The organism is Hydrogenophaga sp. ZJX-1 (assembly GCF_048590325.1).
Classification (GTDB): Bacteria; Pseudomonadota; Gammaproteobacteria; order Burkholderiales; family Burkholderiaceae_C; genus Hydrogenophaga.
Window position 1 is genome coordinate 196895 of sequence record NZ_JBMBRA010000008.1, and the last position, 23412, is coordinate 220306.

A 23412-nucleotide genomic window follows, 5' to 3' on the forward strand; every position below is an offset into this window, starting at 1 on the left:
TGCTTCAGGCGCAGAGCGTCAACTCGAAAGATGCATCTTCTTGGGCCAGATGCAGGCGTTCGTCGTCGCCCTGGCGCATCAATCGAACCGACAGCAACAGCCGGTTGCCGCTGATTTCCGGAATCAACCCGAATGAGGGATTGATGCCGAGACGCAGCAGCTGAAAAGTTCGACCCTGGGGCAGATTCTGTTGAAATTGACCACCCGGAGCCACCACCTTTTGTGGTGAACCTGAATCGCGCAGCATCTTCAGCAGCAGCACAACCGCTTCTGCCAGGGGGGCCAGTGTCTGGACCCAACGCTGCAGATCGGCTTGACGCTGTTCGACGCTGTGGTGTTGCCAGTGGAAGTAGGCTGGGAGGTCGAATTCGCAAGTGCCACCGGGGATGCCGATGCGGCTTCTGATGCTCATCAACCAGTCGTTTTCGGTCAGGGACAGACCGGTTTTCCCCGGCAGGTTGTTGAGCTGGGCGAAGCAGGTGTCGAGCTGCGCAATGACTTCGTTCAGAGCGCGCTCAGAGATCGCCGGGTTGCCTCGGTAGCTATTGAGCTGCTGTTTGTGCCGTTCGATGTCTTTGAGCACATCCGACTTCATGTCGACCCGGGAGGCGACATCCATGATCTCGAAAATGGTCTGGATGGCAAAGTGATGGTCCAGTGCGTGCGTGCGGGGCAGCAGTTCCGCCAGTCGCCGGAACAGGTGCTCCAGCCGCAAATAGGTGCGAATGCGTTCGTTGAAAGGATATTCGTACAGGATCACGGCGGCAAGGGTTCGCAGAGGGCGTTGGTATGCAGGCCTTTCATCATAGCCCGATCTGGTCAGCGAGCTGCCCGACGATTCGTCGCAAAGGCTGTATCTCATTGCCATTGTTGAAGATCACCAAGTCTGCCGCGGCGAGTCGCTTATGCCGCGGACTCTGACTGTTGATGATGCCTTCGATCGCCGTCCGGTCCAGGCCGCTGCGCGAAGTCACCCGCCGAATCTGCGTCGCTGTCTCGCAATCCACCACGAGCACGAGGTCCAGCTGGGGCCTCCAGCGAGGCGATTCCACAAGCAACGGCACGTCAAACACCAGGCCGTGGGCTGTGGCGGTCTTCGCCTGGCGCTGGATTTCCTGGGCGACCAGCGGGTGCACGATGGACTCCAGCAACCTTCGGGCATCCGGATTCGTGAAGACATGGTCACGCATGCGTTGGCGGTCCAGTGAACCGTCTTGCGCTATGAAGGCTGGGCCGAACGATTGCGCCACGGCGGGCATGGCGCTGCCTCCGGGTTGGGTGCACGCTCGTGAGATGGCATCGGCATCGATGACAGTGGCGCCGCGTTCACGCAACAGCTGTGCCACTGTGCTCTTTCCGCTGCCGATACCGCCCGTCAGCCCGAGTCGCAGCGCTGGACGCATGGCCGCCATGGTCAAAGTCCGATGGTGGCGAGAATGGACGAGGGGCCGAAAATCATGGCCGTCAGCCCGGCAAGCGCCAGAAAGGGACCGAACGGAACGTAGCCACCCTCGCGCAGCTGGCTGGACACTTTGAGTGCGATCCCGATGGCTGCGCCGATGAGCGATGCCATCAGGATGACGGGGATCAGCGCCTGCCAGCCAAACCACGCGCCGAGCGCGGCAAACAACTTGAAGTCGCCATAGCCCATGCCTTCTTTGCCCGTGGCCAGTTTGAAGGCCCAATACACCATCCACAGGGAGAGGTAGCCAGCCACCGAACCCCAGAGTGCATCGGTCAGGGTGGTGCCGCTCAACCCCAACGCTGCCGCGCAAAGACCGGCCCACAGCAAGGGCAGGGTGATGTCGTCTGGCAACAGGGTTGTGTCCCAGTCGATGCAGGCCAGCGCCAAAACGGCCGCTGCAAAACCACTCCAAGCCAGCGCGGTCCAGCCCAGCCCCCAGCGCCAGCCACACCAGGCAAACAGTGCTGCGTTGAGCAATTCGATCAGGGGGTACCGTGGGCTGATACGGGCTTCGCAGCTGGCGCATCGACCACGCAAGGCGATGTAGCTCAGGACCGGGATGTTCTCGAACCAGCGGATCTGGTGTCCGCAGTGCGGGCAGCGCGAACGGGGCACCATCAGGTTGAAGCGCGGCGGCGCTTCCGCCGTCGGAGGTGCCTCGGATGAATGGCCTTGAAGCCCGGCACATTCGGCCGCCCACCGCAGCTCCATCATTTTGGGCAGACGGTGGATCACCACGTTCAAAAAACTGCCCACGAGAAGCCCGAGCGTGCCCAGCGCCAATGCGTCGAGCGCCTCCACCATCGGCATCAAATCACTTGACCCAGTTTGAAAATCGGCAGGTACATCGCCACCACGATGCCTCCGATGATAGTGCCCAGGATGACGATGATGATGGGCTCCATCAGGCTGGACAGTCCTGCGACCATGTCGTCCACTTCCGCCTCATAGAAGTCGGCTGCCTTGCCCAACATGTGGTCGATGGAGCCGGACTCTTCACCAATGGCGCACATCTGCAGGACCATGGAGGGAAAGATGTTGGCGTTGGTCATGGCGTTCGTCAGACTGGTGCCGGTGGAAACTTCCTGCTGGATCCTTTCGGTGGCAATCGCATAGACCGAGTTCCCCGATGCACCGCCCACCGAATCGAGCGCTTCGACCAGCGGGACGCCAGCCGCAAACATGGTGGACAGGGTGCGTGTCCATCGGGCGATCACGGATTTTTCGACCAAGGTCCCGAAAATCGGCATTTTGAGCATCAACCGATCCATGAAACGCTGCACCTTTTCATTGCGTCGCCAAGCTTGCATGAAAAAATAGAAGCCGCCACCCAGACCGCCAAAAATCAGCCACCAGTACTCGGTGAAGAACTCGCTCATGGCGATGACGACCAGCGTAGGCCCCGGCAGATCGGCGCCAAAGGAAGAAAAGACATCCTTGAATGCCGGGATCACGAAGATCATGATCACGGCCACGACCACAAAGGCGACGATGACCACCGAAATGGGGTACATCAATGCCGACTTGATCTTGGACTTGATGGCCTCGGTTTTTTCCATGTAGACCGCCAACCGATCCAGCAACTCTTCCAGAATACCGGCAGCTTCGCCCGCTTCGACCAGGTTGCAATACAGGCTGTCGAAATAGAGCGGGTTTTTCCGAAATGCCGCGCTCAGTGATGTACCGGTTTCGACGTCGGACCGGATGTCATTGAGCAACTTCGAGACACTGGGGTTGGGGTTGCCCCGGCCGACGATATCGAAGGCTTGCAACAGGGGAACACCCGCTTTCATCATTGTGGCCAGTTGCCGGGTGAAGACGGCTATGTCTTTGGGCTTGATGCGCTTGCCGGAGCTCATCCGCCGCTTTTTGATCTTGCCGGGGACAATGCCTTGCCGCCGCAACGCAGCAAGAACCTGGTTTTCACCCACGGCTCTGGTTTCTCCCCGCACCTGCTTGCCGTTGCGGTCCTTGCCTTCCCATTCAAAAACAAAGTCCTTGACGCTTTTGGATGCTGCGGTTGCCATGTGGTCCTCGGATTGTGGGTCTGTACTGGCTTATTCGTTGGTGACGCTCAAGACTTCTTCCAGAGAAGTCATGCCTTGCCGTACCTTGAGCAACCCCGATTCACGCAGGGTACGCACACCTTCTTTGCCTGCTTGCTGCGCGATATCAAGTGCACTGCCACCCTTGAGGATGATGCGCTGGATTTCCTCAGAGATGGGCATGACCTGGTAGATGCCCACCCGACCTTTGTAGCCGTTGTTGCAGGCAGAGCAGCCTACAGGCTTGTAGGGTGTCCAGGTGCCATCCAGGTCTTCCGGCTTGAACCCCGCATCGATCAGCGCCTTGCGTGGCACGTCGAGCGGCGCTTTGCATGTCGGGCAGAGCCGGCGGGCCAGACGCTGCGCCGTGATCAGGATCACGCTGGAGGCAATGTTGAACGTGGGGATGCCCATGTTCATCATGCGAGTGAGTGTGGTCGGGGCATCGTTGGTGTGCAGGGTCGAAAGCACCATGTGACCCGTTTGCGCAGCCTTGATGGAGATGTCCGCCGTTTCCAGGTCTCGGATCTCACCAACCATGATCACATCAGGATCCTGTCGCAAGAAGGCCTTCAGCGCTGCAGCAAACGTCAGGCCTGCTTTTTCGTTGACGTTGACCTGGTTGACGCCTGGCAGGTTGATTTCCGATGGGTCTTCCGCCGTGGAAATGTTGATGCCCGGCTTGTTCAGGATGTTCAGGCAGGTGTAGAGCGACACGGTCTTGCCCGAGCCGGTCGGACCGGTGACCAGGACCATGCCGTAGGGTCGACCGATCGCCTCCATCAGGCGCTTTTTTTCTTCTGGTTCGTAACCCAAGGCGTCGATGCCCACCTTGGCGCTGCTGGGATCCAGGATACGGATCACGATCTTTTCACCAAACAGGGTCGGCAAGGAGCTGACCCGGAAATCGATCACCCGATCAGGACCGACCTTGAGCTTCATCCGCCCATCCTGAGGCACACGCTTCTCGGATATGTCCATGCGGGAAATCACCTTGATGCGCGAAGCCAGCTTGTCTTTGATGGCAATGGGCGGTGAAGCAATCTCCCTGAGCTCTCCATCGATGCGAAATCGCACCCGATAGTTGTGCTCATAGGGTTCAAAGTGCAGATCGGAGGCGCGCATGTTGAATGCGTCCAGCAGCATCTTGTGAAGAAATTTAACAACGGGGGCGTCATCGACTTCAGACGACAGGGTCTTGTCGCTGGCTTCGGTGACAGCCGCATCGGCTGTCATCTCGTCGAACTCGAAATCACCGCCGATGATGTTGTCCATGGCCTCGTTGGCCGTGGTCGACTGGGATTCCACCAGTTTGCTGAGCTTGTCAAATTCGGCAATCACCCAGTCGACACCCATCTGGGTGGCAAACTTGATTTTTTCGGCCGCCTGTTGATCTGCTGGGTCGGCGGTGGCCACCATGAGGCGGTTGTTGCGCTTGCTGAGCACAACGATGCGAAAGTCCGCACAAATTTTGGCGTCCAGCAAGTCCTTGGGCAGGCGCTGCACGTCAATGGCGTCCAGATCCAGCAGCGGGGCCGCAAACGCAGTCGACATGGTGTGCGCCAGATCGTAGGCAGACACCGCACCAGAACCGGTCAGTTCAGCAATGAACGTGGTTCGGCCACTTTGCGCTTTCTTGTAAAGGTCTTCAGCAGCCTTTTGCCCCAGCTTTCCTGCGGACACCAAGGCGCGCCCCAAGCCTGGCAAAGCCATGGTGGAGGTATCCTGGATCACTGTATCAACAGACGCCATAGAGCCGTAATCTATCGTAAATCAATGACTTGGCGGCCAATATTGACGCAACTTGTGCTGAATTCGCCGATTCAGGCATTGTGGTCGTTGTATCCAGGTTGCGAAACGGCCAGCAGCGACCCTTGAGGAGGTTGCTGTGGCGGTTGGTGCCGATACCGAATGTGGTCGGGGTGAGAGGATTCGAACCTCCGGCCTCTACGTCCCGAACGTAGCGCTCTACCTGGCTAAGCTACACCCCGATGGACCTGTCAGGTCAATCTTCCGGCGGCTGCGATACCGCCGTTCGCTGTGATCAGGAGCGTCGCTCCATCAAGCCAGCGGGCAATTGTAGCAAAGCCGCACTGTAGTCATTGACGGGCAGCATGCGCGCCGCGTCCATGGCTCTCTGGGCTTCAATCATGGCGCTTTGGCGCGCGGATTCCAGGGCGCCGTTTTTCTCGATGATGGTCAAAATATCAGTGAGGTGGGTGAGGTCGCCCTCTTCGATCGCCTTGCGGAGCACCGCTTTCTCGGCAGTGCTCGCTGTACGCAAGGCGCAGATGATGGGCAACGTGACTTTGCCCTCGCGCAGATCGTCGCCAAGGTTTTTGCCCAGCTGGTCTGCGCTGCCTTCGTAGTCCAGGACATCGTCAATGACCTGAAAAGCAGTGCCCAGTGCTTGTCCATAGGTGGCGCACAACGCCTCGACCCGGGCATCCGAGCTTGCGAGAATGGGTGCGAGTCGCGCGCTGGCTTCGAAAAGTTTGGCTGTCTTTGATCGGATGACGCGCAGGTAGGCTGCCTCGTCCAAGGAGGCATCGCGCATGTTCACCAGTTGCAGCACCTCCCCCTCGGCAATCACGTTGGTGGCATCCGAGAGCACTTGCATCACGCGCATGTCGTTGACATCCACCATCATCTGAAAGGCGCGTGAGTACAGGAAGTCGCCCACGAGCACGCTGGGGGCATTGCCGAAGCGTTCGTTGGCCGTTGCTCGACCACGCCGCAGGGTGGATTCGTCCACCACATCGTCGTGCAGCAAGGTTGCGGTATGGATGAATTCCACGACGGCCGCCAGTGTGTGGCGATGGGGGTGCTGACTGCCCAAGGCGCCGCTGATCAACAGCAGTAGCGCGGGACGCAGGCGCTTTCCTCCCGCTGAAATGATGTACTGGGCGACTTCCCTGACCAAGGGCACTTCGGTTGTCAAGCGTTCGCCAATCACCTGGTCGACCCGTTGCATGTCTCCCTGGATGATGTCCAGCGGATTTTTCATGGAGATTTCAGAGTGGGTCAAGATATGAGCGGGCAGTGATCTGGGTGCGGGATGGCGGTGGCAGGGATTATAGGAACCGAGCAGGGGCTGTTTCTCGTGTTTGAGGACGTCATGATCGCCGTGCGTCCGTTCTGGCTGGAGCCGCTTGATTGAGTGGGCTGGTCATGCTAAAATATTTGGCTTGGTGGAATTTCGTCTACCAAGATTCCATTCGTGGAAATTTTTCAAGAGGTTCATATGTACGCGGTCATAAAAACCGGTGGCAAACAGTATCGTGTTGCTGCTGGCGAAAAAATTAAAGTAGAACAGATTGCTGCGGATGTGGGTCAAGAGATCGTGTTTGATCAGGTTCTGGCAGTCGGCAACGGCAGCGAGATCAAGGTTGGCACTCCCTTGGTTTCCGGCGCAACGGTCACAGTCACGGTTCTGGCTCACGGCAGGCACGACAAGGTTCACATCTTCAAGATGCGCCGTCGCAAGCACTACCAGAAGCGCCAGGGTCACCGTCAGAATTTCACCGAACTGCAGATCTCGTCGATCGCAGCCTGAGGAGTAGGTCAGCATGGCACAGAAAAAAGGCGGCGGCTCAACGCGAAACGGGCGCGATTCCAAGCCCAAGATGCTCGGCGTGAAAGCGTTTGGCGGGGAACTGGTCAGTGCCGGTTCCATCATCGTGCGTCAGCGCGGTACCAAGTTCCACCCCGGTGTGAACGTGGGCGTGGGCAAAGACCACACCCTGTTTGCCACGGCAGACGGTCATGTCAGCTTTGCCATCAAGGGCGAGTTGAACCGTCACGTGGTGAGCATCACGCCCGTCTGAGGCGGGGTGTCCTGGTGCTGCCGGATTGATTCCAGGCGGTGCTCCAGGCGCAGGTGATGTCCTGATTGCAGAAGGCCCGCCCATGCGGGCCTTTTGTGTTTGTTTATCGCAGGAATACAGATCATGAAATTTGTGGACGAAGCCACGATCGAAGTCGCCGCCGGTGATGGCGGCAACGGCTGCGCGTCGTTCCGGCATGAGAAGTACAAAGAATTTGGCGGCCCCGACGGCGGTGATGGCGGCCGCGGCGGCCACCTGCTGGCGGTTGCCGATGCCAGTCTCAACACCCTGGTCGATTTCCGCTACACGCGCCGCTTTGAAGCCGGGCGGGGTGAACACGGCAAGGGTTCGGACATGTTCGGCGTCAAGGGCGACGACATCGTGCTCAAGATGCCGGTGGGCACCATCATTGCGGATGCCGAAACCGGCGAGGTGCTGCACGAGTTGCTGGTGCCGGGTGAGGTGATCACGATTGCCAAAGGCGGCGACGGTGGTTTCGGTAACATGCACTACAAAAGCTCGACCAACCGTTCGCCGCGCCAGAAGACGCCGGGTTGGGCCGGTGAACGCAAGGTCCTGAAGCTGGAGCTCAAGGTGCTGGCCGATGTGGGGCTGCTCGGCATGCCCAACGCGGGCAAATCGACCTTGATCGCAGCGATCTCGAACGCGCGCCCCAAGATTGCCGACTATCCGTTCACCACGCTCTATCCCAATCTGGGGGTGGTGCGTGTGGCGCCCGAGAAGAGTTTTGTTGTCGCCGACGTGCCCGGTTTGATCGAAGGCGCTTCAGAGGGAGCAGGTCTCGGTCACCAGTTCCTGCGCCATTTGCAGCGCACGCGCTTGCTGCTGCACATTCTCGACGTGGCACCGTTTGACGCCGGCGTCGATCCGGTGGTGCAGGCCAAGGCCATCGTCGCCGAACTCAAGAAGTTCGATCCCAAGCTGCATGCCAAGCCGCGCTGGCTGGTGCTCAACAAGCTCGACATGGTGCCCACGGACCAGCGCGAAGCCTTGGTTAAGGACATCGTCAAGCGCCTCAAGTACAAAGGCCCGGTGTTCGAGATTTCTGCGCTGACGCGTGAGGGATGCGAGCGCCTGATTCAGGGTGTCTACGAGTACCTGGCCAAGGAATTCCAGTCACACCAGGCACCGGTGGACGTGGATCCCCGATTCGTTGAAGATCCCCGCGGTCTTTGAGACCGCGCCTCCGCCACAGCAATGGATGAAGCGAGCCCATGGCAGCAGTTGAAACCCGTTTGAACCCCAGTCTCGATCAGTCCGGGGTCTTCAAGTCCGCCCGGCGCATCGTCGTCAAGGTGGGCTCCAGTCTGGTCACCAACGAAGGCCGGGGCCTGGACGAAGAGGCCATTGGCCAGTGGAGCGACCAACTGGCTGCCTTGGTGCAGCAAGGCCTTGAGCTGATCATGGTCAGCAGTGGCGCTGTGGCCGAAGGCATGAAACGTCTGGGCTGGAGCGAGCGCCCGAGGGAGATCAACGAATTACAGGCGGCAGCCGCCGTGGGCCAGATGGGCCTGGTGCAGATGTACGAGAGCAAGCTCAGCGCCTGCGGCGTGGGCAGTGCCCAGGTGCTGTTGACACACGCCGATCTGGCCGACCGTGAGCGTTACCTCAACGCCCGTTCAACCTTGCTGACCCTGCTGCAGCTCGGTGTGGTGCCGGTGATCAATGAAAACGACACCGTCGTCAACGACGAAATCAAGTTCGGCGACAACGACACCCTGGGAGCGTTGGTCGCCAATCTGGTCGAGGCCGATGTGCTGGTGATCCTCACCGACCAGAAGGGGCTCTACACGGCCGACCCTCGGCGCGATCCGAGCGCGCGGTTCGTCGATCTGGCTCGGGCTGGTGACCCCGAACTCGAAACCATGGCCGGTGGCGCGGGTTCCGGCATCGGCAAAGGCGGCATGATCACCAAGATCCTGGCCGCCAAGCGCGCTGCCGGATCTGGCGCATCCACGGTCATTGCCTGGGGACGTGAACCGCAGGTGTTGCTGCGTCTTTGCGCCGGTGAAGCCATCGGCACCTGCCTGGTGGCCGGGACACCCAAGAACCAGGCGCGCAAGCGCTGGATGGCCGACCACTTGCAGCTGCGCGGCTCGGTGCGGGTCGACGACGGCGCTGTGCAAAAGATCCTGGGTGAAGGCAAGAGTCTGTTGCCGATCGGCATGACGGCCGTCGAGGGCGAATTCTCCCGCGGTGATGTGATCGCGGTGCGCGACGGCGCGGGCCAGGAAATCGCGCGCGGCCTCGCCAACTATGCGAGCTCGGAAGCGCGCCTGTTGTGCCGCAAGTCTTCAAATGACTTTGAGCGTTTGCTGGGGTATGTGGCGGAATCCGAGATGATTCATCGCGACAACCTGGTCCTGTCGCGCAGCTGACCCAGCGCGACGCCGCTGCGTTTCACAGCGGTCGTGGCATGTCGACGTTGTTCGAATCGCCTGTGCGCAGATCGCCCTGTGGATCGGGGTCGAAGCTTGCCCCCGGGGGCAACTCCATGCACGGTGGCGCTCCGCTCGAATACGCTGCATGAGGCCCGTCATCCATGCCCCGCTGGCGCCCGGCGCCCCGCAGGTAGCGGTTGCGGTGTTCGTTCCTGGGCAGGTAGCGCGCGAGTTCGGTCAGCGCCATTTCGTAGACGCCGCGCTTGAACTCCACCACCACGTCCAGCGGCACCCAGTAGTCGTGCCAGCGCCAGGCGTCGAACTCAGGGTGGCTGGTGGCACGCAGGTTGAGATGCCAGTCCTGTGCGACCAGACGCAGCAGGTACCAGATCTGCTTCTGACCCTTGTAATGACCGCGCGCATCGCGGCGGATGAATCGGTCCGGCACCTCGTAGCGCAACCAGTCCCGCGTGCGGGCGACGATGCTCACGTGCTCGGGCATGAGACCCACTTCTTCGTGCAGCTCGCGGTACATCGCCTGTTCGGGCGTTTCGCCCCGGTCGATGCCACCCTGCGGAAACTGCCAGGAGTGGGAGCGAATCCTCTTGCCCCAGAACACCTGGTTTCTCTGGTTGAGCAGAATGATGCCGACATTGGGCCTGAAGCCTTCTCTGTCAAGCATAATCAACCCCAAATTTTTTGAACTGTCTGGATTATGCATCGCCCCTTGCGGCTTGCGAAGTGATTGCCCACCCGTTGCATCGCAATGAGGGGTAAATCCCGATGCCCGACGGGCATCGCCGACGCTGATCCGGCCCCACCGATTCCGTTTGAACGACCCACACTGCCCCACGGCAGCCGTACCCATGAAAGCCTCCCAGTTCTTTATTTCCACCCTCAAGGAAGCCCCGGCCGATGCGGAGGTGGTCAGCCACCAGCTCATGACCCGCGCCGGCATGATCAAAAAACTGGGCGCAGGCATCTACAGCTACATGCCCATGGGCTTGCGGGTGATCCAGAAGGTGGAAGCCATCGTGCGCGAAGAGATGAACCGTGCTGGAGCGGTCGAGCTGACCATGCCGGTGGTGCAGCCGGCCGAGCTCTGGCAGGAAACCGGGCGCTTTGACAAGATGGGGCCCGAGCTGCTGCGCATCAAGGACCGCCACGGCCGGGACTACGTGGTGCAGCCCACCAGTGAAGAGGTGGTGACCGATATCGCTCGACAGGAGCTGCGCAGCTACAAGCAGTTGCCGAAAAATTTCTACCAGATCCAGACCAAGTTCCGCGACGAGCGCCGGCCGCGTTTTGGCTTGATGCGCGGTCGCGAGTTCATCATGAAGGACGCTTACAGCTTTGATCGCGACGAAGCCGCCGCCAAGGCGAGCTACCAGGTCATGGCCGCGGCCTACCGCCGTATCTTCGACCGTTTTGGCTTGCGCTACCGCGCGGTGGCGGCCGACAGCGGTGCCATTGGCGGCGACCTGAGCGAAGAGTTCCAGGTGATCGCCACCACGGGTGAAGACGCCATCGTCTATTGCCCCACCAGCGATTACGCGGCCAACATGGAGAAAGCCGAAGCGCTGGCGCCTGCCGGACCACGCGCGACCGCGGCCAATCCGATGGTCAAGACGCCGACGCCGGGCAAGAGCACCTGCGCCGACGTGGCCGAGTTGCTGGGTGTGCCGCTGGCCACGACCGTGAAGTCGCTGGTGCTGGCGACCGACACGCTCAACGAGGCCGGTGAGATCGTGAAGAGCCAGGTCTGGCTGCTGCTGCTGCGCGGCGACCACGACATGAACGAGGTCAAGGTCGGCAAGGTGCCGGGCCTGGACGCCGGGTTCCGTTTCGCCACCATCCCCGAGATAGAGGCGCATTTTGGTTGCCAGCCCGGCTACCTCGGGCCCATTGGCCTGAAGCTGCCCGTGAAGCTGGTGGTGGACCGCGAGGTGGCGGTGATGGCCGACTGGATCTGCGGCGCCAACGAGCTCGATTTCCACATGACCGGCGTGAACTGGGGGCGCGACCTGTCCGAACCCGAACTGGTGGCCGACCTGCGCAATGTGGTGGAGGGCGATGCTTCGCCGGATGGCCAAGGCGTCCTGGCCATTGAGCGCGGTATCGAAGTGGGCCACGTTTTCTACCTTGGCACCAAGTACAGCAAGGGGATGGGCGCCACGTTCCTCGGGGAAGACGGCAAGCCCGCGCATTTCGAGATGGGTTGCTACGGCATCGGCATCACGCGCCTGCCGGCGGCGGCCATCGAGCAGAACCACGACGAACGCGGCATCATCTGGCCCGATGCGATCGCCCCGTTCACCGTGGTGGTCTGTCCCATCGGCATGGACCGCAGCCCCGACGTGAAAGCCGCTGCCGAGCAGTTGCACGAGCAACTGGTGGCCGCGGGCGTGGATGTGTTGCTGGACGATCGAGGCGAACGCCCGGGCGCGATGTTTGCAGACTGGGAGCTGATTGGTGTGCCGCACCGCGTGACCATCGGCGACCGTGGCATCAAGGAAGGCCAGATCGAATACCAGCACCGCCGCGATCCGGCCGCCACCAAGGTGGCCGTGGCCGAGGTACTCGACTTCCTGAAGGGCCGGATCGCCGCATGAAGGCCCGGGCGGTCGTCGCGATGGATGGTCTCGATGGCCATGCATTGACACGCCGCAACTGTTTGAGCGCGGTCAGCGCCTTCGGGTTGGGCAGCCTCGGATGGCTGGCCGCGTCGGAGCCTGCGTGGGCCGGCCGCCAGGTCGAGGAGCCCCTGGCCGACTCGGTGCGTTCGGTGCTCAGCGCGGCCATCGCCAACAGCGCGCCCCCGGTGCCGGATTTCAGCGATACCGAAAAGCGGCTGTCGCACCTACGCTGGCTCGGTGCCATGAGTGACCGGCTCAAGAAGCGCAAGCCCGACTTCCAGACCCGCATCGAGTTTCTGCAGACCGTCTGGTACGAAACGCGCCGCGCCGGGCTGGACACCACCATGGTGCTGGGGCTGATACAGGTCGAGAGTGCGTTCCGCAAATTCGCCATTTCGCGTGTCGGCGCACGTGGCTACATGCAGATCATGCCGTTCTGGTCACGCCTGATCGGCGACGGGGATCCGTCCCGGTTGTTCAACATGCAGACCAACCTGCGCTTTGGCTGCGTGATCCTGCGCCACTACCTGGACCGCGAGCGCGGTGACACCTACCTGGCGCTGGGCCGCTACAACGGCAGCCGTGGCCGGCCGGAGTACCCGAACGCGGTGTATGCCGCCGCCCGCAACTGGATCCACCCGGACGCCTGAGTCCGGACCTCCGTGTGGGCTGGTTCGCTGTTGGCGCCTACTGCAGGAACCCGATCCGCGACTTGCCGTTGCCCGCCTTCGGCAGGTCGTCTGCCGCCACGCTGTAGCGGTTGTCCAGCCGGGCATTGCCAAAGGCGGTGACGAGGGCCCGGCGCATCTCGCGGGGCGCCAGGCAGGCCAACTGGTCGAGCACATCGTCCGACGGCTCCGGGTCGAAGCGTTGGCCCCAGTCGTGTTCGCCCAGGATGCTGCGGTACAGGTGGGCCGCGATCTTGCGTGCCGCTTCGGGTGAGGGCGCTTCGATCTCGAACACGTTCATGCGGTTGAGGATCGGCTCCGGAATCGCGCGCTCGTCGTTGGCGGTGGTGATCCAGATCACCTGGCTGGCGTCGATCGGCACTTCGGCGAACTCGTCCACGAAGTTCTGTGCCGTGTCGTGCTCCAGCAGGCTGTAGAGCGCGCCCAATGGGTCGTACTGCGCATCGGCGCTGGCCTTGTCGATTTCGTCGACCACGATCACCGGGTTGGCGTATTGGCCGTCGACCAGAGCCTCGAACACCTTGCCGGGTTTGGCGCCTTTCCACTGCGACGAAGACCCCGACAGCAGCCAGCCGGCCGTCATCGAGCTCATCGGGACCAGGCTCATGCTGGTGCCCAGCAGGTCGGCGATCTGTTTGGCGAAATGGGTCTTGCCCACGCCGGGCGGCCCGAGCAGCAGGATCGGGGTCACCTCCAGGCTGTCGCGGCTGTCCTGGCTGAGGGCCACGTGGCGCTTCACGTCGTCCAGCACCTCACCAAAATTGGGCAGCAGGTCGTAAAGCGGTGCCATGTCGGGCACGCCCGATGGCTTGACGGCAAAGCGTTGGGGCCCGCGTTCGAGCATGCGTTGCCAGGTGTTGCGCAGGCCCTCGTAGTCGCGCTCGTTGCCGCTGGCCTGCAGGTGAGCCAGCTTGCGCTCGACCTCGTCGGCGCTGAACACGCTGCGCATCCGGGCGATGGGCAGTCCGAGGGAGGGTGAAGCGACCAGGCTGCGCGAGCTCATGCGGTTCTCCTGTGGGGTTCGGCGACGCTTTCATTCAAGCACAAGACATGCCAGAGCTCAATGCAGGAAAAGCCGTAATACAGCCCGCTGTGTGAGGTTTCGGGCATCAGCGTGTCAAAAGACGCAGGCCAGAAAGCACAAAGCCACCCGGAGGTGGCTGGGCAGGGGGCGGAGCGGCTTCAGGCCTGGCCGTTGATGACCTGCTGCAGTTCGCCCGACTCGTACATCTCCATCATGATGTCCGAACCGCCGATGAACTCGCCCTTGACGTAGAGCTGCGGGATGGTGGGCCAGCTGCTGTAGGTCTTGATGCCCTGGCGGATGCCTTCATCTTCCAGCACGTTGACGGTCTTCACCGTCTTGGTGTCAACGCCGCAGGCTTTCAGGATCTGGATGGCTCGGCCGGAGAAGCCGCACATGGGGAAACTGGCATTGCCCTTCATGAAGAGCACGATGTCGTTGGATTTGACCAACTGGTCGATTTGGGTCTGGGCGTCGCTCATGGCAAATAACTCCTGATCTGGGCGGGCCGGACGCGGCCCGAAAACAGCCCGGATTATCGCTGTTGCGGCCAGATCCCGCCGCTGCACCGTTCAATGCCCGCGAGGTCGCAGCGGCTGGCGACTTGCCCGAACCCTTGCTGCACCAGCAGGGCGCGCACGGCGGCGGCCTGATCGTGCCCATGCTCCAGCAGCAGCCAGCCGCCCGGGGCCAGCGCCGTGGGTGCGCTGGCGATCAGCGTACGGATGTCGTCCAGCCCGTCGCTGCCCGAGGTGAGTGCGCTGAGCGGTTCGTGGCCGAGGGCTGCGAGGTGCGGGTCGCCTTCGGCGATGTAGGGCGGGTTGCTGGCGATCACGTCGAAGCGCTGGCCGGGCACCGCCTGCAGCCAGGAACCCGCATGGAAGTCCACCGCCAGGCCCAGGCGTTCCGCGTTGGCGCAGGCCACGGCCAGGGCATCGGCGCTGGCATCGGTGGCGGAAACCGCCACATCGGGGCGCTGTGATTTCACCGCCAGGGCGATGGCGCCGCTGCCGGTGCCGAGGTCCAGAAAGCGCGGGAGAGCGGGCGGCGGGGCCAGCACGTCCAGCACCCAATGCACCAGGGTTTCGGTGTCGGGCCGGGGCACGAGCACGCGTGGGTCCACCTGCAATTGGAGGCCGAAAAAGGCCTTTTCACCCGCCAGGTAGGCGACCGGCTCGCCGGCCAGGCGGCGGCGCACCCGTTCGGCGTAGCGGGCTGCGGCGTCGGCGGGCATGGGATCGGTGTCGTGCGCCAGTAACCAGGCGCGGTGATTCATGTCACGGCCCAGCGCCAGCAGCAGCAGCATCTGGGCGTCCAGCCGGTCCAGGCCCTTTTGCTGGGCTTGTGTCAAAGCGTCTCGAAGGTTCAACGCGGTACTCACAAGCTGTTGCGCTGCTCTAGTTCCGCCAGCAGCTCGGTGCCGCGCGCCACCTGCAGGGCGTGAATCACGTCGCCCAGGTCGCCCTCCATCACCTGCAGCAGCTTGTAGAGCGTGAGGTTGATGCGGTGGTCGGTCAGGCGGCCTTGCGGAAAGTTGTAGGTGCGGATGCGGTCGCTGCGGTCGCCGCTGCCGATCAGGCCCTTGCGGGTGGCGGCTTCTTTGGCGGCGCGTTCGCTGCGGTCTTTTTCCTGCAGGCGCGCGGTCAGCACCTGCAGCGCCTTGGCCTTGTTGCTGTGCTGGCTGCGGCCGTCCTGGCATTCAGCGGTGATGCCGGTGGGCAGGTGGGTCACACGCACGGCCGAGTCGGTCTTGTTGATGTGTTGTCCGCCGGCGCCGCTGGCGCGGTAGGTGTCGATGCGCAGCTCGCTCGGGTTGAGTTTGATGGCCTCGGTCTCGTCGGGTTCGGGCATCACGGCCACGGTGGCGGCGCTGGTGTGGATGCGGCCCTGGGTTTCGGTGACCGGCACGCGCTGCACACGGTGGCCACCCGACTCGAAGCGCAGCTTGCCGTAGGCGCCGTGGCCCACGATACGCAGCACCACCTCTTTGTAGCCGCCGAGTTCGCTCGGCGATTCGCTCACCACCTCGACCGTCCAGCGCTGGGCTTCGGCGTAGCGGGTGTACAGGCGCGCCAGATCGCCAGCGAACAGGGCCGACTCGTCGCCGCCGGTGCCGGCGCGAATTTCCATGAAGGCGTTGCGCTCGTCGTCCGGGTCCTTGGGCAGCAACAGTTGCTGCAGTTCCACGTCCAGCGTTTCCATATCGGCACGGGCGCTCTGAATTTCTTCTTCGGCCATCTCGGCCATGTCCGGGTCTTGCAGCAGCTCGGTGGCCGAAGTTTGATCGGCTTCGCGCTGCAGGTAGCGGTTGAACACTTCAACCACGGCGCCCACCTCGGCGTGTTCCCGGCTGAGTGCGCGAAAGCGGTCCATGCTGTCCACCACGTCGGGTGCGGCCAGCAGGGCGTCCAGCTCGTGGAGCCGGGCGCGTTGCCGCATCAGGGTGTCGCGGACGAAGGGTTTCATGGAGCGGGCAAAGGGGTTCGGGAGGCGTCGCGTGAGCGGCGGGGTGGCTGACGCGCCGGGGCGGACCAGCGCGCTGGGGCAAGGGCGCTAGGAATTGCGCGGCGGCTTGACGGGGTCGTCGCGCAGAAAGAGGCGTGAGACGGTCTGCGCGGTGGCGGCGCGCGTGTCGGCATCGCCCGCGCGCAGTTCGGCCAGCGTGCCGTGCAGCATCTTTTGCGTGAGGCCGCGCGACATCGCCTCCAGCACCGCGTCGACCGGTTCGCCCCGGGCCAGCAGTTTTTTGGCGCGCGCCATTTCGGCACTGCGCCAGGCGTCGGCCTGGGCGTGGATCTGCTGGATCAGCGGCACCATGCCGTTGGCCGGGTCGCGCTGTTCCATCCAGTGCATGAAGCTGAGAACGCCAGCGTCGATGATGGCTTCGGCCTGGGCCACGGCGGCCTGGCGGTTGTCCTTGCCGGTCTGCACCACGGTGGCGAGGTCGTCCACCGTGTAGAGGTAGACGTCGCTCAGGCCTTTGACCTCGATCTCGATGTCGCGGGGCACGGCGAGATCGACCATGAACATGGGGCGGTGCTTGCGCTTCTTGAGCGCGCGTTCGACGGCACCGAGCCCGATGATGGGCAGCGTGCTGGCGGTGCAACTGACCACGGCGTCGAACTCGTGCAGGCGGTCGGGAATGTCGGCCAGGCGCATCACCTCGGCGCCGAAGCGGCCGGCCAGCTTTTCACCGCGTTCCAGCGAGCGGTTGGCGATCGCCATGGCCTTGGGCGTCTTGGCCGCAAAGTGCGTGGCGGCGAGTTCGATCATCTCGCCGGCGCCGACAAACAGCACCTTGATGTCTTTCAGGTCTTCGAACAGCTGCGACGCCAGCCGCACCGCAGCCGCGGTCATGCTGATGGAGTGGGCGCCGATCTCGGTCGAAGTGCGCACCTGTTTGGCGACCGCGAACGAGCGCTGGAACAGCTGGTGCAGCGTGGTGCCCAGGGCGCCGGCCTCGTCTGCGGCGCGCACCGCGTCCTTCATCTGACCCAGGATCTGGGCCTCGCCCAGCACCATGCTGTCGAGCCCGCTGGCGACGCGGAAGGCGTGTCGCGCGGCCTGGTCTTCGCGCAGCACATAGGCGTGGTCACGCAGCACGTGGGTGCTCACGCCGCCGGTGTGGGCGAGCCATTCCAGCGTGGGTTCCACGGCGGCCTGATCGCCCGCGCCATAGAGCTCGGTGCGGTTGCAGGTGGAGAGCAGGGTGGCCTCGGGTTGGCGCGCCAGACTCTGGCGGTAGCCGTTCAGCGTGGGCTGGATCTGGTCGAGCGCGAAGGCAAACCGGCCCCGCAAATCGAGCGGAGCCGTGTGATGGTTGATGCCGAGGGCCCAGACAGACATGGCCCGATTATAAAATTGCCGGCTCTTTGACGTTCCGGCATGCCCAACATGACATTTTTCGCCCTGCTTGGGCACCTGGCCAACTTCGTCGCGCCGGCCCTGGTGATGGCCGCCCTGCTGTGGCTCGGGCCGCGCATCGGTCGCGGCAAACGCGCGGTGCGCTGGCGGCCGGCGGTCGAGGTGGGTGTGCTGGCCGGGGCGGGTGTGCTCGTGCTGCTGGGGGGGCTGATCCTGTTTGGCCGCGACGGCAAGATGTTCACCTACGCCGCGCTGGTGCTGGCCCAGGGCACGCTGGCCTGGTGGATGCGGGCCAGGTAGCTGAAACACCCAACGCCGCCGCGTTTCAGGTGGGCGGGAAGGCATCCACCCGGTCGGTGATCAGGCCGTCGATACCCAGCGCCAGCAGCCGCTGCACCGAGCTTGCTTCGTTGACCGTGTAGGCCAGGGTGCGCAAACCCGCCTGGTGCACCTGGGCCACGTTGCTGGCCTCCCACAGGTCCTGTTCACAGACCACCGCCTGGCAACCGAGCTCGACGGCGGTTGTCAGCCAGCCTGACCACAAGGTTTCCAGCAGCAGGCCACGCGGCAGTTCGGGCTGGGTCTCGCGCGCACCCTGCAAGGCATCGGGTTCAAACGAGGTGAGCAGGGGTGGGATGGCCTCGGGGCGCTGCGCCCACAGGCGGGCGGCCTCTTGCGCCACCACCCGGCCTGTCTCCCGCGCCAGACCTGTCGTGGGCTTGATCTCGATGTTGAGCAACCCACCGTTGGCCAGGCAGAAACGCGCCACGGCTTCGAGTGTGGGCAGCGGCTCGCCCGCATAGGCTGGCGAGTGCCAACCGCCGGCGTCAAGCCGGCTCAGCGCCACCCAGGCCTGGTCGCCGCCCAGGCCCTGGCCATTGGTGGTGCGGTCCAGCGTGTCGTCGTGCAGCAGGAACACCACGCCGTCGGCGCTGAGCTTGGCGTCGCATTCGGCCATGCGGAAACCGTGGGAGGCGCCGAGGCGAAAGGCAGCGAGGGTGTTTTCGGGGGCCAGCTTGCCGGCGCCGCGGTGGGCGATCCAGCGCGGGTAGGGCCAGGGCGACCTTGCCGCTGGGTGGCTCTCGTCGGGGGACGGGGTGTGGGGCGTCGTCATGCCCCGGATTGTCGCTGGCCGGTCTGCGCGTCGAACCAGTGCATGCGGTCTTCGCGCGGCCGGGCTTGGATGGTGCTGCCGATGGCCGGCGCGCCCTGGTCTTCGTGGGTGCGGATGATGAGCATTTCGTCGCCCAGGCGCGCGTGCACCAGGCGTTCGGCCCCCAGCAGTTCGACCGTTTCCACCTGGAGCGCCCAGCCGTTGTCGCCGATGTCGATGTGTTCGGGGCGGATGCCGAGCAGGCTGCCGGGGCGTCCGCCCGGCGCGTGCTGGAGCAGGTTCATGGGTGGCGACCCGATGAAACTGGCCACGAAGGTGGTGGCCGGGCGGGTGTAGACCTCTTCGGGGGTGCCGAACTGTTCCATCTTGCCGGCGTTCATCACGATCATGCGCTGTGCCAGCGTCATGGCTTCGACCTGGTCGTGGGTCACGAACAGCGATGTGATACCGAGCTCGCGGTGCAGTTTCTGGATCTCCAGCCGGGTCTGGGCGCGCAGCTTGGCGTCCAGGTTGGAAAGCGGCTCGTCGAACAGAAAGACCTGGGGTTGGCGCACGATGGCACGGCCCATGGCCACGCGCTGGCGCTGACCACCCGAGAGCTCGCGCGGTTTGCGCGTCAGCAGGTGACCGAGTTCGAGGATGCCGGCGGCCTTGTCCACGCGCTGCTTGATCTCGGCGATCGGCACTTTCTTGATCTTCAGGCCATAGGCCATGTTGTCGAACACCGTCATGTGCGGATAGAGCGCGTAGTTCTGGAACACCATGGCGATGTCGCGCTCGGCCGGCTCCAGCGTGTTGACCACACGCTCGCCAATGCAGATGTCGCCACTGCTGATCTCTTCCAGGCCGGCCACCATGCGCAGCAGCGTGGACTTGCCGCAGCCCGATGGGCCGACGATGACGATGAACTCGCGGTCGGCGATCTCGGCGTTCACACCGTGGATCACTTGCAGCTCGGTCTTGCCGGTGCGGTAGCGCTTGACCACGTTGTGCAGGGAAATGGAGGCCATGGAAATCTCTGTTCTTGTACGTTGATGCGGGGGCTTATTTCTCGGTGTCCACCAGGCCCTTGACGAACCAGCGCTGCATGAGCATCACCACCAGCGCGGGCGGGATCATGGCCAGCACGGCGGTGGCCATGACGATATTCCAGTCGGTGGCGGCGTCGCCGCCGCTGATCATGCGTTTAATGCCGATCACCACCGGGTACATGCTCTCTTCGGTCGTCACCAGCAGCGGCCAGAGGTACTGGTTCCAGCCGTAGATGAACTGGATCACGAACAGCGCGGCGATCGAGGTCGTGGACAGCGGCAACAGCACGTCTTTGAAGAAGCGCATCGGGCCCGCGCCGTCCATGCGCGCCGCCTCCACCAGTTCGTCGGGCACGGTCAGGAAAAACTGGCGAAACAGGAAGGTGGCGGTGGCCGAGGCGATCAGCGGCACCGTGAGGCCTGCGTAGGTGTTGAGAAGCCCCAGGCTGGCCACCACCGAGTAGGTGGGCCCGATGCGCACTTCCACTGGCAGCATCAATGTCACGAAGATGGCCCAGAAGAAAAACATCCGGAACGGGAAGCGGAAGTAGACGATGGCAAAGGCCGACAGCAGCGAAATCGCGATCTTGCCGATGGCGATGACCAGGGCCGTGATCAGGCTGACCATCATCATCCGGCCCACGGGTGCATTTGACGCCGCGCCCATGCCGGTGCCCTGCAACGCCGCCGTGTAATTCTCGATCAGATGGCTTCCTGGCCACATCGACATGGGCGCATGCAGGATTTCGGAGGCGGTCTGCGTGGAGGCGACAAAGGTCACGTACAGGGGGAAGGCGATCAGGAACACGCCCAGGATCAGTACCGCGTGCGAGAGCACGCGCAGCAGGGGGTTGCGTTCGACCATTCAGCGGCCCCCGTTAGGCTTGCAGCGCAGGCGCCGGGGTTGGGACGTGTGACACCACATCATCAGTACTGCACTTTCTTCTCGACGAAGCGGAACTGGATGATCGTCAAGACGATGACGATCACCATCAGCACCACGGACTGGGCGGCCGAACCGCCCAGGTCGAGGGCCTTGAAACCGTCGTAGTAGACCTTGTAGACCAGGATGGCGGTGTCCCGCCCTGGCCCGCCCTCGGTGGCCGCGTCCACGATGGCGAAGGTGTCGAAGAAGGCGTAGACCACGTTGATCACAAACAGGAAGAAGGTGGTGGGTGACAGCAACGGAAACTGGATGGTCCAGAAGCGGCGCCACGGCCGCGCGCCATCGATGGCCGCTGCTTCAATCAGCGACTTGGGAATGCTTTGCAGACCGGCCAGGAAGAAGAGAAAGTTGTAGGAAATCTGTTTCCAGACCGCGGCGATCACGATCAAGGCCATGGCGTGGTCGCTGTCGAGCAGGTGATTCCACTCGAAGCCCAGGCCGCGCAACGCGTGGGAGACGATGCCGATGGACGGTGCGAACATGAACAACCACAGCACGCCGGCCACGGCGGGTGCCACGGCGTAGGGCCAGATCAGCAGCGTGCGGTAGACCAGCGTTGCCTTGACCACCCGGTCGGCGAACACCGCGAGCAGCAGCGAGATGCCGATCCCCAGGCTCGCGACCAGCACCGAGAAGACTGCGGTGATCTTGAACGAGGCCAGGTAGGTGGGGTCGTCCAGCAGGTTGGCGAAATTCTGCAGGCCCACCCATTCGGTGGACAGGCCGAAGGCGTCGGATTGCTGAAACGACTGCAACAGCGCCTGGGCGGCCGGCCAGAAAAAGAAGATGGCGATCACCGCCACCTGGGGAGCCAGCAGGATCCAGGGCAGCCAGGTCGAGCGGAAGACGACGCGTTTTTCAGAAGCCACGGTTTTCATCAAAAATCCCCCGCCCGGGTGACTGGACGAGGGAGACGAGAAGGCTAGGACGGGCCGAGGTCCGCCCGGATCGAACTCAGTTGGCTTTCTGGAAGCGTTCCAGTTGTTCGTTGCCGCGGCTGACGATGGCGTCCAGGGCTTCCTTGGCCGACTTTTTGCCGGCCCAGACCTGCTCCAGTTCCTCGTCTTCGATGGCGCGCACCTGGATGAAGTTGCCCAGGCGGATGCCGCGCGATTTGTCCGTGGTTTTGCGGATCATCTGGTTGACGGCGACATCGGTACCGGGATTCTGCTTGTAGAAGCCCGACTGTTCGGTCAGCGCGAACGATGCCAGCGTGATGGGCAGGTAACCCGTGCGCTGGTGGCTCTTGGCCTGGATCTCGGCATTCGTCAGGTAATTGAAGAAAGTCGCCACGCCTTTGTATTCCGCAGGCTTCTTGCCTCCCATCACCCACAGCGACGCGCCGCCAATCACGGTGTTTTGCGGCGCACCGGCCACGTCCGGGTAGTAGGGCAGGGGCGCGATGCCGAAGTCGAATTTGGCGTTTTTCTTGATGCTCGCGTAGGTCGACGACGAGGCCGTGGCCATGGCGCATTCACCGGAATAGAAGGATGCGTCGGCCTTGTTGCCGCGGCCGCGGTAGACGAAGAGGCCTTGTTTGGCCATGTTCGAGAGGTTCTCGATGTGGCGCACGTGCAGCGGGCTGTTCACGGTCAGGCGCGAACTGGTGCCGCCAAAGCCATTGCCCTTGCTGGCGAACTCGGTGTTGTGCCAGGTCGAGAAGCTCTCCAGCTGGGTCCAGCCCTGCCAGCTGGTGGTAAAGGGACAGCTCACGCCAGAGGCCTTGAGTTTGGCCGCTGCGAGCACCACCTCGGGCCAGGTCCTGGGGGGCTGGTTGGGGTCGAGACCAGCCTTCTTGAACAGGTCCTTGTTGTAGTTGAAGACAGTGGTTGAGCTGTTGAACGGGAAGCTCAGCATCTGGCCGTTGGCGGCCGTGTAGTAGCCCACCACGGCTGGGATGTAGACCTTGGGGTCGAACTTGTAGCCCGCGTCGGCGAGCACCTTGCCAACAGGCACCACGGCGCCCTTGGCGGCCATCATGGTCGCGGTGCCGACTTCGAACACCTGCAGGATGTGTGGCGCATTGCCCGCGCGGAAGGCCGCCACGGCGGCCGGCATGGTTTCGTCGTAAGTGCCCTTGTACGTGGGCACGATCTTGTATTCCTTCTGGCTGGCGTTGAAGCCGTTGGAGAGGTCCAGCACCCAGTCGTTGAGGCCGCCGGTCATGGAGTGCCACCACTGGATTTCGGTCTGCGCGTGGGCCGGACCGCTCATGAGGGTGGCGAGGGCCAGCAGGCCGGAGAGGGGGATGAAGGGCTTGCGCATGAATGACTCCTTTTGGGACGTACGGAAAGCCGCAGGGTATCGGCCCCATGTGACAAAACCATTGCACATGCGTTTCCAGGGTGTGACAACAGGGGTTTCCACGA

The 23412-nt window shown here is 63.1% G+C and carries 24 protein-coding genes and 1 tRNA gene; 7 read left to right on the forward strand and 18 right to left on the reverse strand.

Annotation, left to right across the window (positions count from 1 at the left end):
* Positions 1-4 precede the first annotated feature (4 nt).
* The 7 genes from zapD to ACN5W5_RS20985 form a co-directional block, all read right to left on the reverse strand.
* A complete protein-coding gene (zapD, locus tag ACN5W5_RS20955) occupies positions 5-760 on the reverse strand; it encodes a cell division protein ZapD (protein WP_420050373.1) in 756 nt (251 codons plus the stop codon).
* Positions 761-803: 43 nt separating this feature from the next.
* Positions 804-1403 carry a dephospho-CoA kinase gene (coaE, locus tag ACN5W5_RS20960; protein WP_420050412.1) on the reverse strand — a complete coding sequence of 200 codons (600 nt, stop codon included), beginning with the start codon at positions 1401-1403 and terminating at the stop codon, positions 804-806.
* An 11-nt stretch (positions 1404-1414) separates the two neighbouring features.
* Complete coding sequence (locus ACN5W5_RS20965; RefSeq protein WP_420050374.1) at positions 1415-2275, reverse strand: prepilin peptidase; 861 nt, start codon at positions 2273-2275, stop codon at positions 1415-1417.
* Positions 2275-3492, reverse strand: a complete 1218-nt coding sequence (locus ACN5W5_RS20970; protein WP_420050375.1) for a type II secretion system F family protein — start codon at positions 3490-3492, stop codon at positions 2275-2277. Before ACN5W5_RS20970 ends, ACN5W5_RS20965 begins: the two co-directional genes overlap by 1 nt.
* A gap of 30 nt (positions 3493-3522) precedes the next feature.
* Positions 3523-5262 (reverse strand): type IV-A pilus assembly ATPase PilB, encoded by a 1740-nt coding sequence (gene pilB, locus ACN5W5_RS20975; protein ID WP_420050376.1) that lies wholly within the window; start codon positions 5260-5262, stop codon positions 3523-3525.
* Positions 5263-5424: 162 nt separating this feature from the next.
* Positions 5425-5501, reverse strand: a tRNA-Pro gene (locus ACN5W5_RS20980).
* A gap of 53 nt (positions 5502-5554) precedes the next feature.
* Positions 5555-6517 carry a polyprenyl synthetase family protein gene (locus ACN5W5_RS20985; protein ID WP_420050377.1) on the reverse strand — a complete coding sequence of 321 codons (963 nt, stop codon included), beginning with the start codon at positions 6515-6517 and terminating at the stop codon, positions 5555-5557.
* A 237-nt stretch (positions 6518-6754) separates the two neighbouring features.
* Here ACN5W5_RS20985 and rplU point away from each other — a divergent pair, with 237 nt between their 5' ends.
* The 4 genes from rplU to proB all read left to right on the forward strand — a co-directional run bounded on the left by rplU (position 6755) and on the right by proB (position 9736).
* Positions 6755-7066 (forward strand): 50S ribosomal protein L21, encoded by a 312-nt coding sequence (gene rplU, locus ACN5W5_RS20990; protein WP_177133160.1) that lies wholly within the window; start codon positions 6755-6757, stop codon positions 7064-7066.
* 13 nt (positions 7067-7079) lie between these two features.
* Complete coding sequence (gene rpmA / locus ACN5W5_RS20995; RefSeq protein WP_420050378.1) at positions 7080-7337, forward strand: 50S ribosomal protein L27; 258 nt, start codon at positions 7080-7082, stop codon at positions 7335-7337.
* 123 nt (positions 7338-7460) lie between these two features.
* A complete protein-coding gene (cgtA, locus tag ACN5W5_RS21000) occupies positions 7461-8534 on the forward strand; it encodes an Obg family GTPase CgtA (protein ID WP_420050379.1) in 1074 nt (357 codons plus the stop codon).
* Between the two features lie 38 nt (positions 8535-8572).
* Positions 8573-9736: a glutamate 5-kinase gene (gene proB, locus ACN5W5_RS21005; protein ID WP_420050380.1), complete on the forward strand. Its 1164-nt coding sequence runs from the start codon at positions 8573-8575 to the stop codon at positions 9734-9736.
* Positions 9737-9758: 22 nt separating this feature from the next.
* Here the strand turns inward: proB and ACN5W5_RS21010 are convergent, their stop codons facing one another.
* Positions 9759-10421 (reverse strand): RNA pyrophosphohydrolase, encoded by a 663-nt coding sequence (locus ACN5W5_RS21010; RefSeq protein WP_420050381.1) that lies wholly within the window; start codon positions 10419-10421, stop codon positions 9759-9761.
* A 184-nt stretch (positions 10422-10605) separates the two neighbouring features.
* Here ACN5W5_RS21010 and ACN5W5_RS21015 point away from each other — a divergent pair, with 184 nt between their 5' ends.
* Together ACN5W5_RS21015 and ACN5W5_RS21020 are read left to right on the forward strand one after the other, a co-directional pair.
* Positions 10606-12351 (forward strand): proline--tRNA ligase, encoded by a 1746-nt coding sequence (locus tag ACN5W5_RS21015; RefSeq protein WP_420050382.1) that lies wholly within the window; start codon positions 10606-10608, stop codon positions 12349-12351.
* Positions 12348-13025 carry a lytic transglycosylase domain-containing protein gene (locus ACN5W5_RS21020; RefSeq protein ID WP_420050383.1) on the forward strand — a complete coding sequence of 226 codons (678 nt, stop codon included), beginning with the start codon at positions 12348-12350 and terminating at the stop codon, positions 13023-13025. Before ACN5W5_RS21015 ends, ACN5W5_RS21020 begins: the two co-directional genes overlap by 4 nt.
* 37 nt (positions 13026-13062) lie before the next feature.
* On the opposite strand, the gene ACN5W5_RS21025 is transcribed toward ACN5W5_RS21020, so the two are convergent.
* The 5 genes from ACN5W5_RS21025 to hemA all read right to left on the reverse strand — a co-directional run bounded on the left by ACN5W5_RS21025 (position 13063) and on the right by hemA (position 17934).
* Entirely contained in the window at positions 13063-14067 is a 1005-nt protein-coding gene (locus ACN5W5_RS21025; RefSeq protein WP_420050384.1) for an AAA family ATPase, read from the reverse strand.
* 179 nt (positions 14068-14246) lie between these two features.
* Complete coding sequence (grxD, locus tag ACN5W5_RS21030) at positions 14247-14570, reverse strand: Grx4 family monothiol glutaredoxin (protein ID WP_177132856.1); 324 nt, start codon at positions 14568-14570, stop codon at positions 14247-14249.
* A gap of 53 nt (positions 14571-14623) precedes the next feature.
* Positions 14624-15469: a peptide chain release factor N(5)-glutamine methyltransferase gene (prmC, locus tag ACN5W5_RS21035; protein WP_420050385.1), complete on the reverse strand. Its 846-nt coding sequence runs from the start codon at positions 15467-15469 to the stop codon at positions 14624-14626.
* Positions 15466-16554 (reverse strand): peptide chain release factor 1, encoded by a 1089-nt coding sequence (gene prfA / locus ACN5W5_RS21040; protein WP_420050386.1) that lies wholly within the window; start codon positions 16552-16554, stop codon positions 15466-15468. Before prfA ends, prmC begins: the two co-directional genes overlap by 4 nt.
* An 87-nt stretch (positions 16555-16641) precedes the next feature.
* A complete protein-coding gene (gene hemA, locus ACN5W5_RS21045; protein ID WP_420050387.1) occupies positions 16642-17934 on the reverse strand; it encodes a glutamyl-tRNA reductase in 1293 nt (430 codons plus the stop codon).
* Positions 17935-17982: 48 nt separating this feature from the next.
* On the opposite strand from hemA, the gene ACN5W5_RS21050 reads away from it, so the two are divergent.
* Positions 17983-18252 (forward strand): hypothetical protein, encoded by a 270-nt coding sequence (locus tag ACN5W5_RS21050; RefSeq protein ID WP_177132848.1) that lies wholly within the window; start codon positions 17983-17985, stop codon positions 18250-18252.
* Between the two features lie 25 nt (positions 18253-18277).
* Here the strand turns inward: ACN5W5_RS21050 and ugpQ are convergent, their stop codons facing one another.
* The 5 genes from ugpQ to ugpB all read right to left on the reverse strand — a co-directional run bounded on the left by ugpQ (position 18278) and on the right by ugpB (position 23308).
* The gene (gene ugpQ / locus ACN5W5_RS21055) at positions 18278-19066 is read right to left on the reverse strand and encodes a glycerophosphodiester phosphodiesterase (protein WP_420050388.1); all 789 of its coding nucleotides are present in this window, start codon (positions 19064-19066) and stop codon (positions 18278-18280) included.
* Complete coding sequence (gene ugpC, locus ACN5W5_RS21060) at positions 19063-20076, reverse strand: sn-glycerol-3-phosphate ABC transporter ATP-binding protein UgpC (protein ID WP_420050389.1); 1014 nt, start codon at positions 20074-20076, stop codon at positions 19063-19065. The genes ugpQ and ugpC overlap by 4 nt, the downstream gene beginning before the upstream one ends.
* A 34-nt stretch (positions 20077-20110) precedes the next feature.
* Complete coding sequence (ugpE, locus tag ACN5W5_RS21065) at positions 20111-20962, reverse strand: sn-glycerol-3-phosphate ABC transporter permease UgpE (protein ID WP_420050390.1); 852 nt, start codon at positions 20960-20962, stop codon at positions 20111-20113.
* Positions 20963-21024: 62 nt separating this feature from the next.
* On the reverse strand, positions 21025-21921 hold the full coding sequence (gene ugpA / locus ACN5W5_RS21070) for a sn-glycerol-3-phosphate ABC transporter permease UgpA (RefSeq protein WP_420050391.1): 897 nt from the start codon (positions 21919-21921) through the stop codon (positions 21025-21027).
* 76 nt (positions 21922-21997) lie between these two features.
* A complete protein-coding gene (gene ugpB / locus ACN5W5_RS21075; protein ID WP_420050392.1) occupies positions 21998-23308 on the reverse strand; it encodes a sn-glycerol-3-phosphate ABC transporter substrate-binding protein UgpB in 1311 nt (436 codons plus the stop codon).
* Positions 23309-23412: the final 104 nt, after the last annotated feature.

Excerpts from the sequence above, each read along its gene's own strand:
- coaE (WP_420050412.1), bottom strand. The coding sequence starts at position 1,403 with ATGCGTCCAGCGCTGCGACTCGGGCTGACGGGCGGTATCGGCAGCGGA.
- ACN5W5_RS20965 (WP_420050374.1), bottom strand. The coding sequence starts at position 2,275 with ATGCCGATGGTGGAGGCGCTCGACGCATTGGCGCTGGGCACGCTCGGG.
- ACN5W5_RS20970 (WP_420050375.1), bottom strand. The coding sequence starts at position 3,492 with ATGGCAACCGCAGCATCCAAAAGCGTCAAGGACTTTGTTTTTGAATGG.
- pilB (WP_420050376.1), bottom strand. The coding sequence starts at position 5,262 with ATGGCGTCTGTTGATACAGTGATCCAGGATACCTCCACCATGGCTTTG.
- ACN5W5_RS20985 (WP_420050377.1), bottom strand. The coding sequence starts at position 6,517 with ATGAAAAATCCGCTGGACATCATCCAGGGAGACATGCAACGGGTCGAC.
- rplU (WP_177133160.1), top strand. The coding sequence starts at position 6,755 with ATGTACGCGGTCATAAAAACCGGTGGCAAACAGTATCGTGTTGCTGCT.
- rpmA (WP_420050378.1), top strand. The coding sequence starts at position 7,080 with ATGGCACAGAAAAAAGGCGGCGGCTCAACGCGAAACGGGCGCGATTCC.
- cgtA (WP_420050379.1), top strand. The coding sequence starts at position 7,461 with ATGAAATTTGTGGACGAAGCCACGATCGAAGTCGCCGCCGGTGATGGC.
- proB (WP_420050380.1), top strand. The coding sequence starts at position 8,573 with ATGGCAGCAGTTGAAACCCGTTTGAACCCCAGTCTCGATCAGTCCGGG.
- ACN5W5_RS21010 (WP_420050381.1), bottom strand. The coding sequence starts at position 10,421 with ATGCTTGACAGAGAAGGCTTCAGGCCCAATGTCGGCATCATTCTGCTC.
- ACN5W5_RS21015 (WP_420050382.1), top strand. The coding sequence starts at position 10,606 with ATGAAAGCCTCCCAGTTCTTTATTTCCACCCTCAAGGAAGCCCCGGCC.
- ACN5W5_RS21020 (WP_420050383.1), top strand. The coding sequence starts at position 12,348 with ATGAAGGCCCGGGCGGTCGTCGCGATGGATGGTCTCGATGGCCATGCA.
- ACN5W5_RS21025 (WP_420050384.1), bottom strand. The coding sequence starts at position 14,067 with ATGAGCTCGCGCAGCCTGGTCGCTTCACCCTCCCTCGGACTGCCCATC.
- grxD (WP_177132856.1), bottom strand. The coding sequence starts at position 14,570 with ATGAGCGACGCCCAGACCCAAATCGACCAGTTGGTCAAATCCAACGAC.
- prfA (WP_420050386.1), bottom strand. The coding sequence starts at position 16,554 with ATGAAACCCTTCGTCCGCGACACCCTGATGCGGCAACGCGCCCGGCTC.
- hemA (WP_420050387.1), bottom strand. The coding sequence starts at position 17,934 with ATGTCTGTCTGGGCCCTCGGCATCAACCATCACACGGCTCCGCTCGAT.
- ACN5W5_RS21050 (WP_177132848.1), top strand. The coding sequence starts at position 17,983 with ATGACATTTTTCGCCCTGCTTGGGCACCTGGCCAACTTCGTCGCGCCG.
- ugpQ (WP_420050388.1), bottom strand. The coding sequence starts at position 19,066 with ATGACGACGCCCCACACCCCGTCCCCCGACGAGAGCCACCCAGCGGCA.
- ugpC (WP_420050389.1), bottom strand. The coding sequence starts at position 20,076 with ATGGCCTCCATTTCCCTGCACAACGTGGTCAAGCGCTACCGCACCGGC.
- ugpE (WP_420050390.1), bottom strand. The coding sequence starts at position 20,962 with ATGGTCGAACGCAACCCCCTGCTGCGCGTGCTCTCGCACGCGGTACTG.
- ugpA (WP_420050391.1), bottom strand. The coding sequence starts at position 21,921 with ATGAAAACCGTGGCTTCTGAAAAACGCGTCGTCTTCCGCTCGACCTGG.
- ugpB (WP_420050392.1), bottom strand. The coding sequence starts at position 23,308 with ATGCGCAAGCCCTTCATCCCCCTCTCCGGCCTGCTGGCCCTCGCCACC.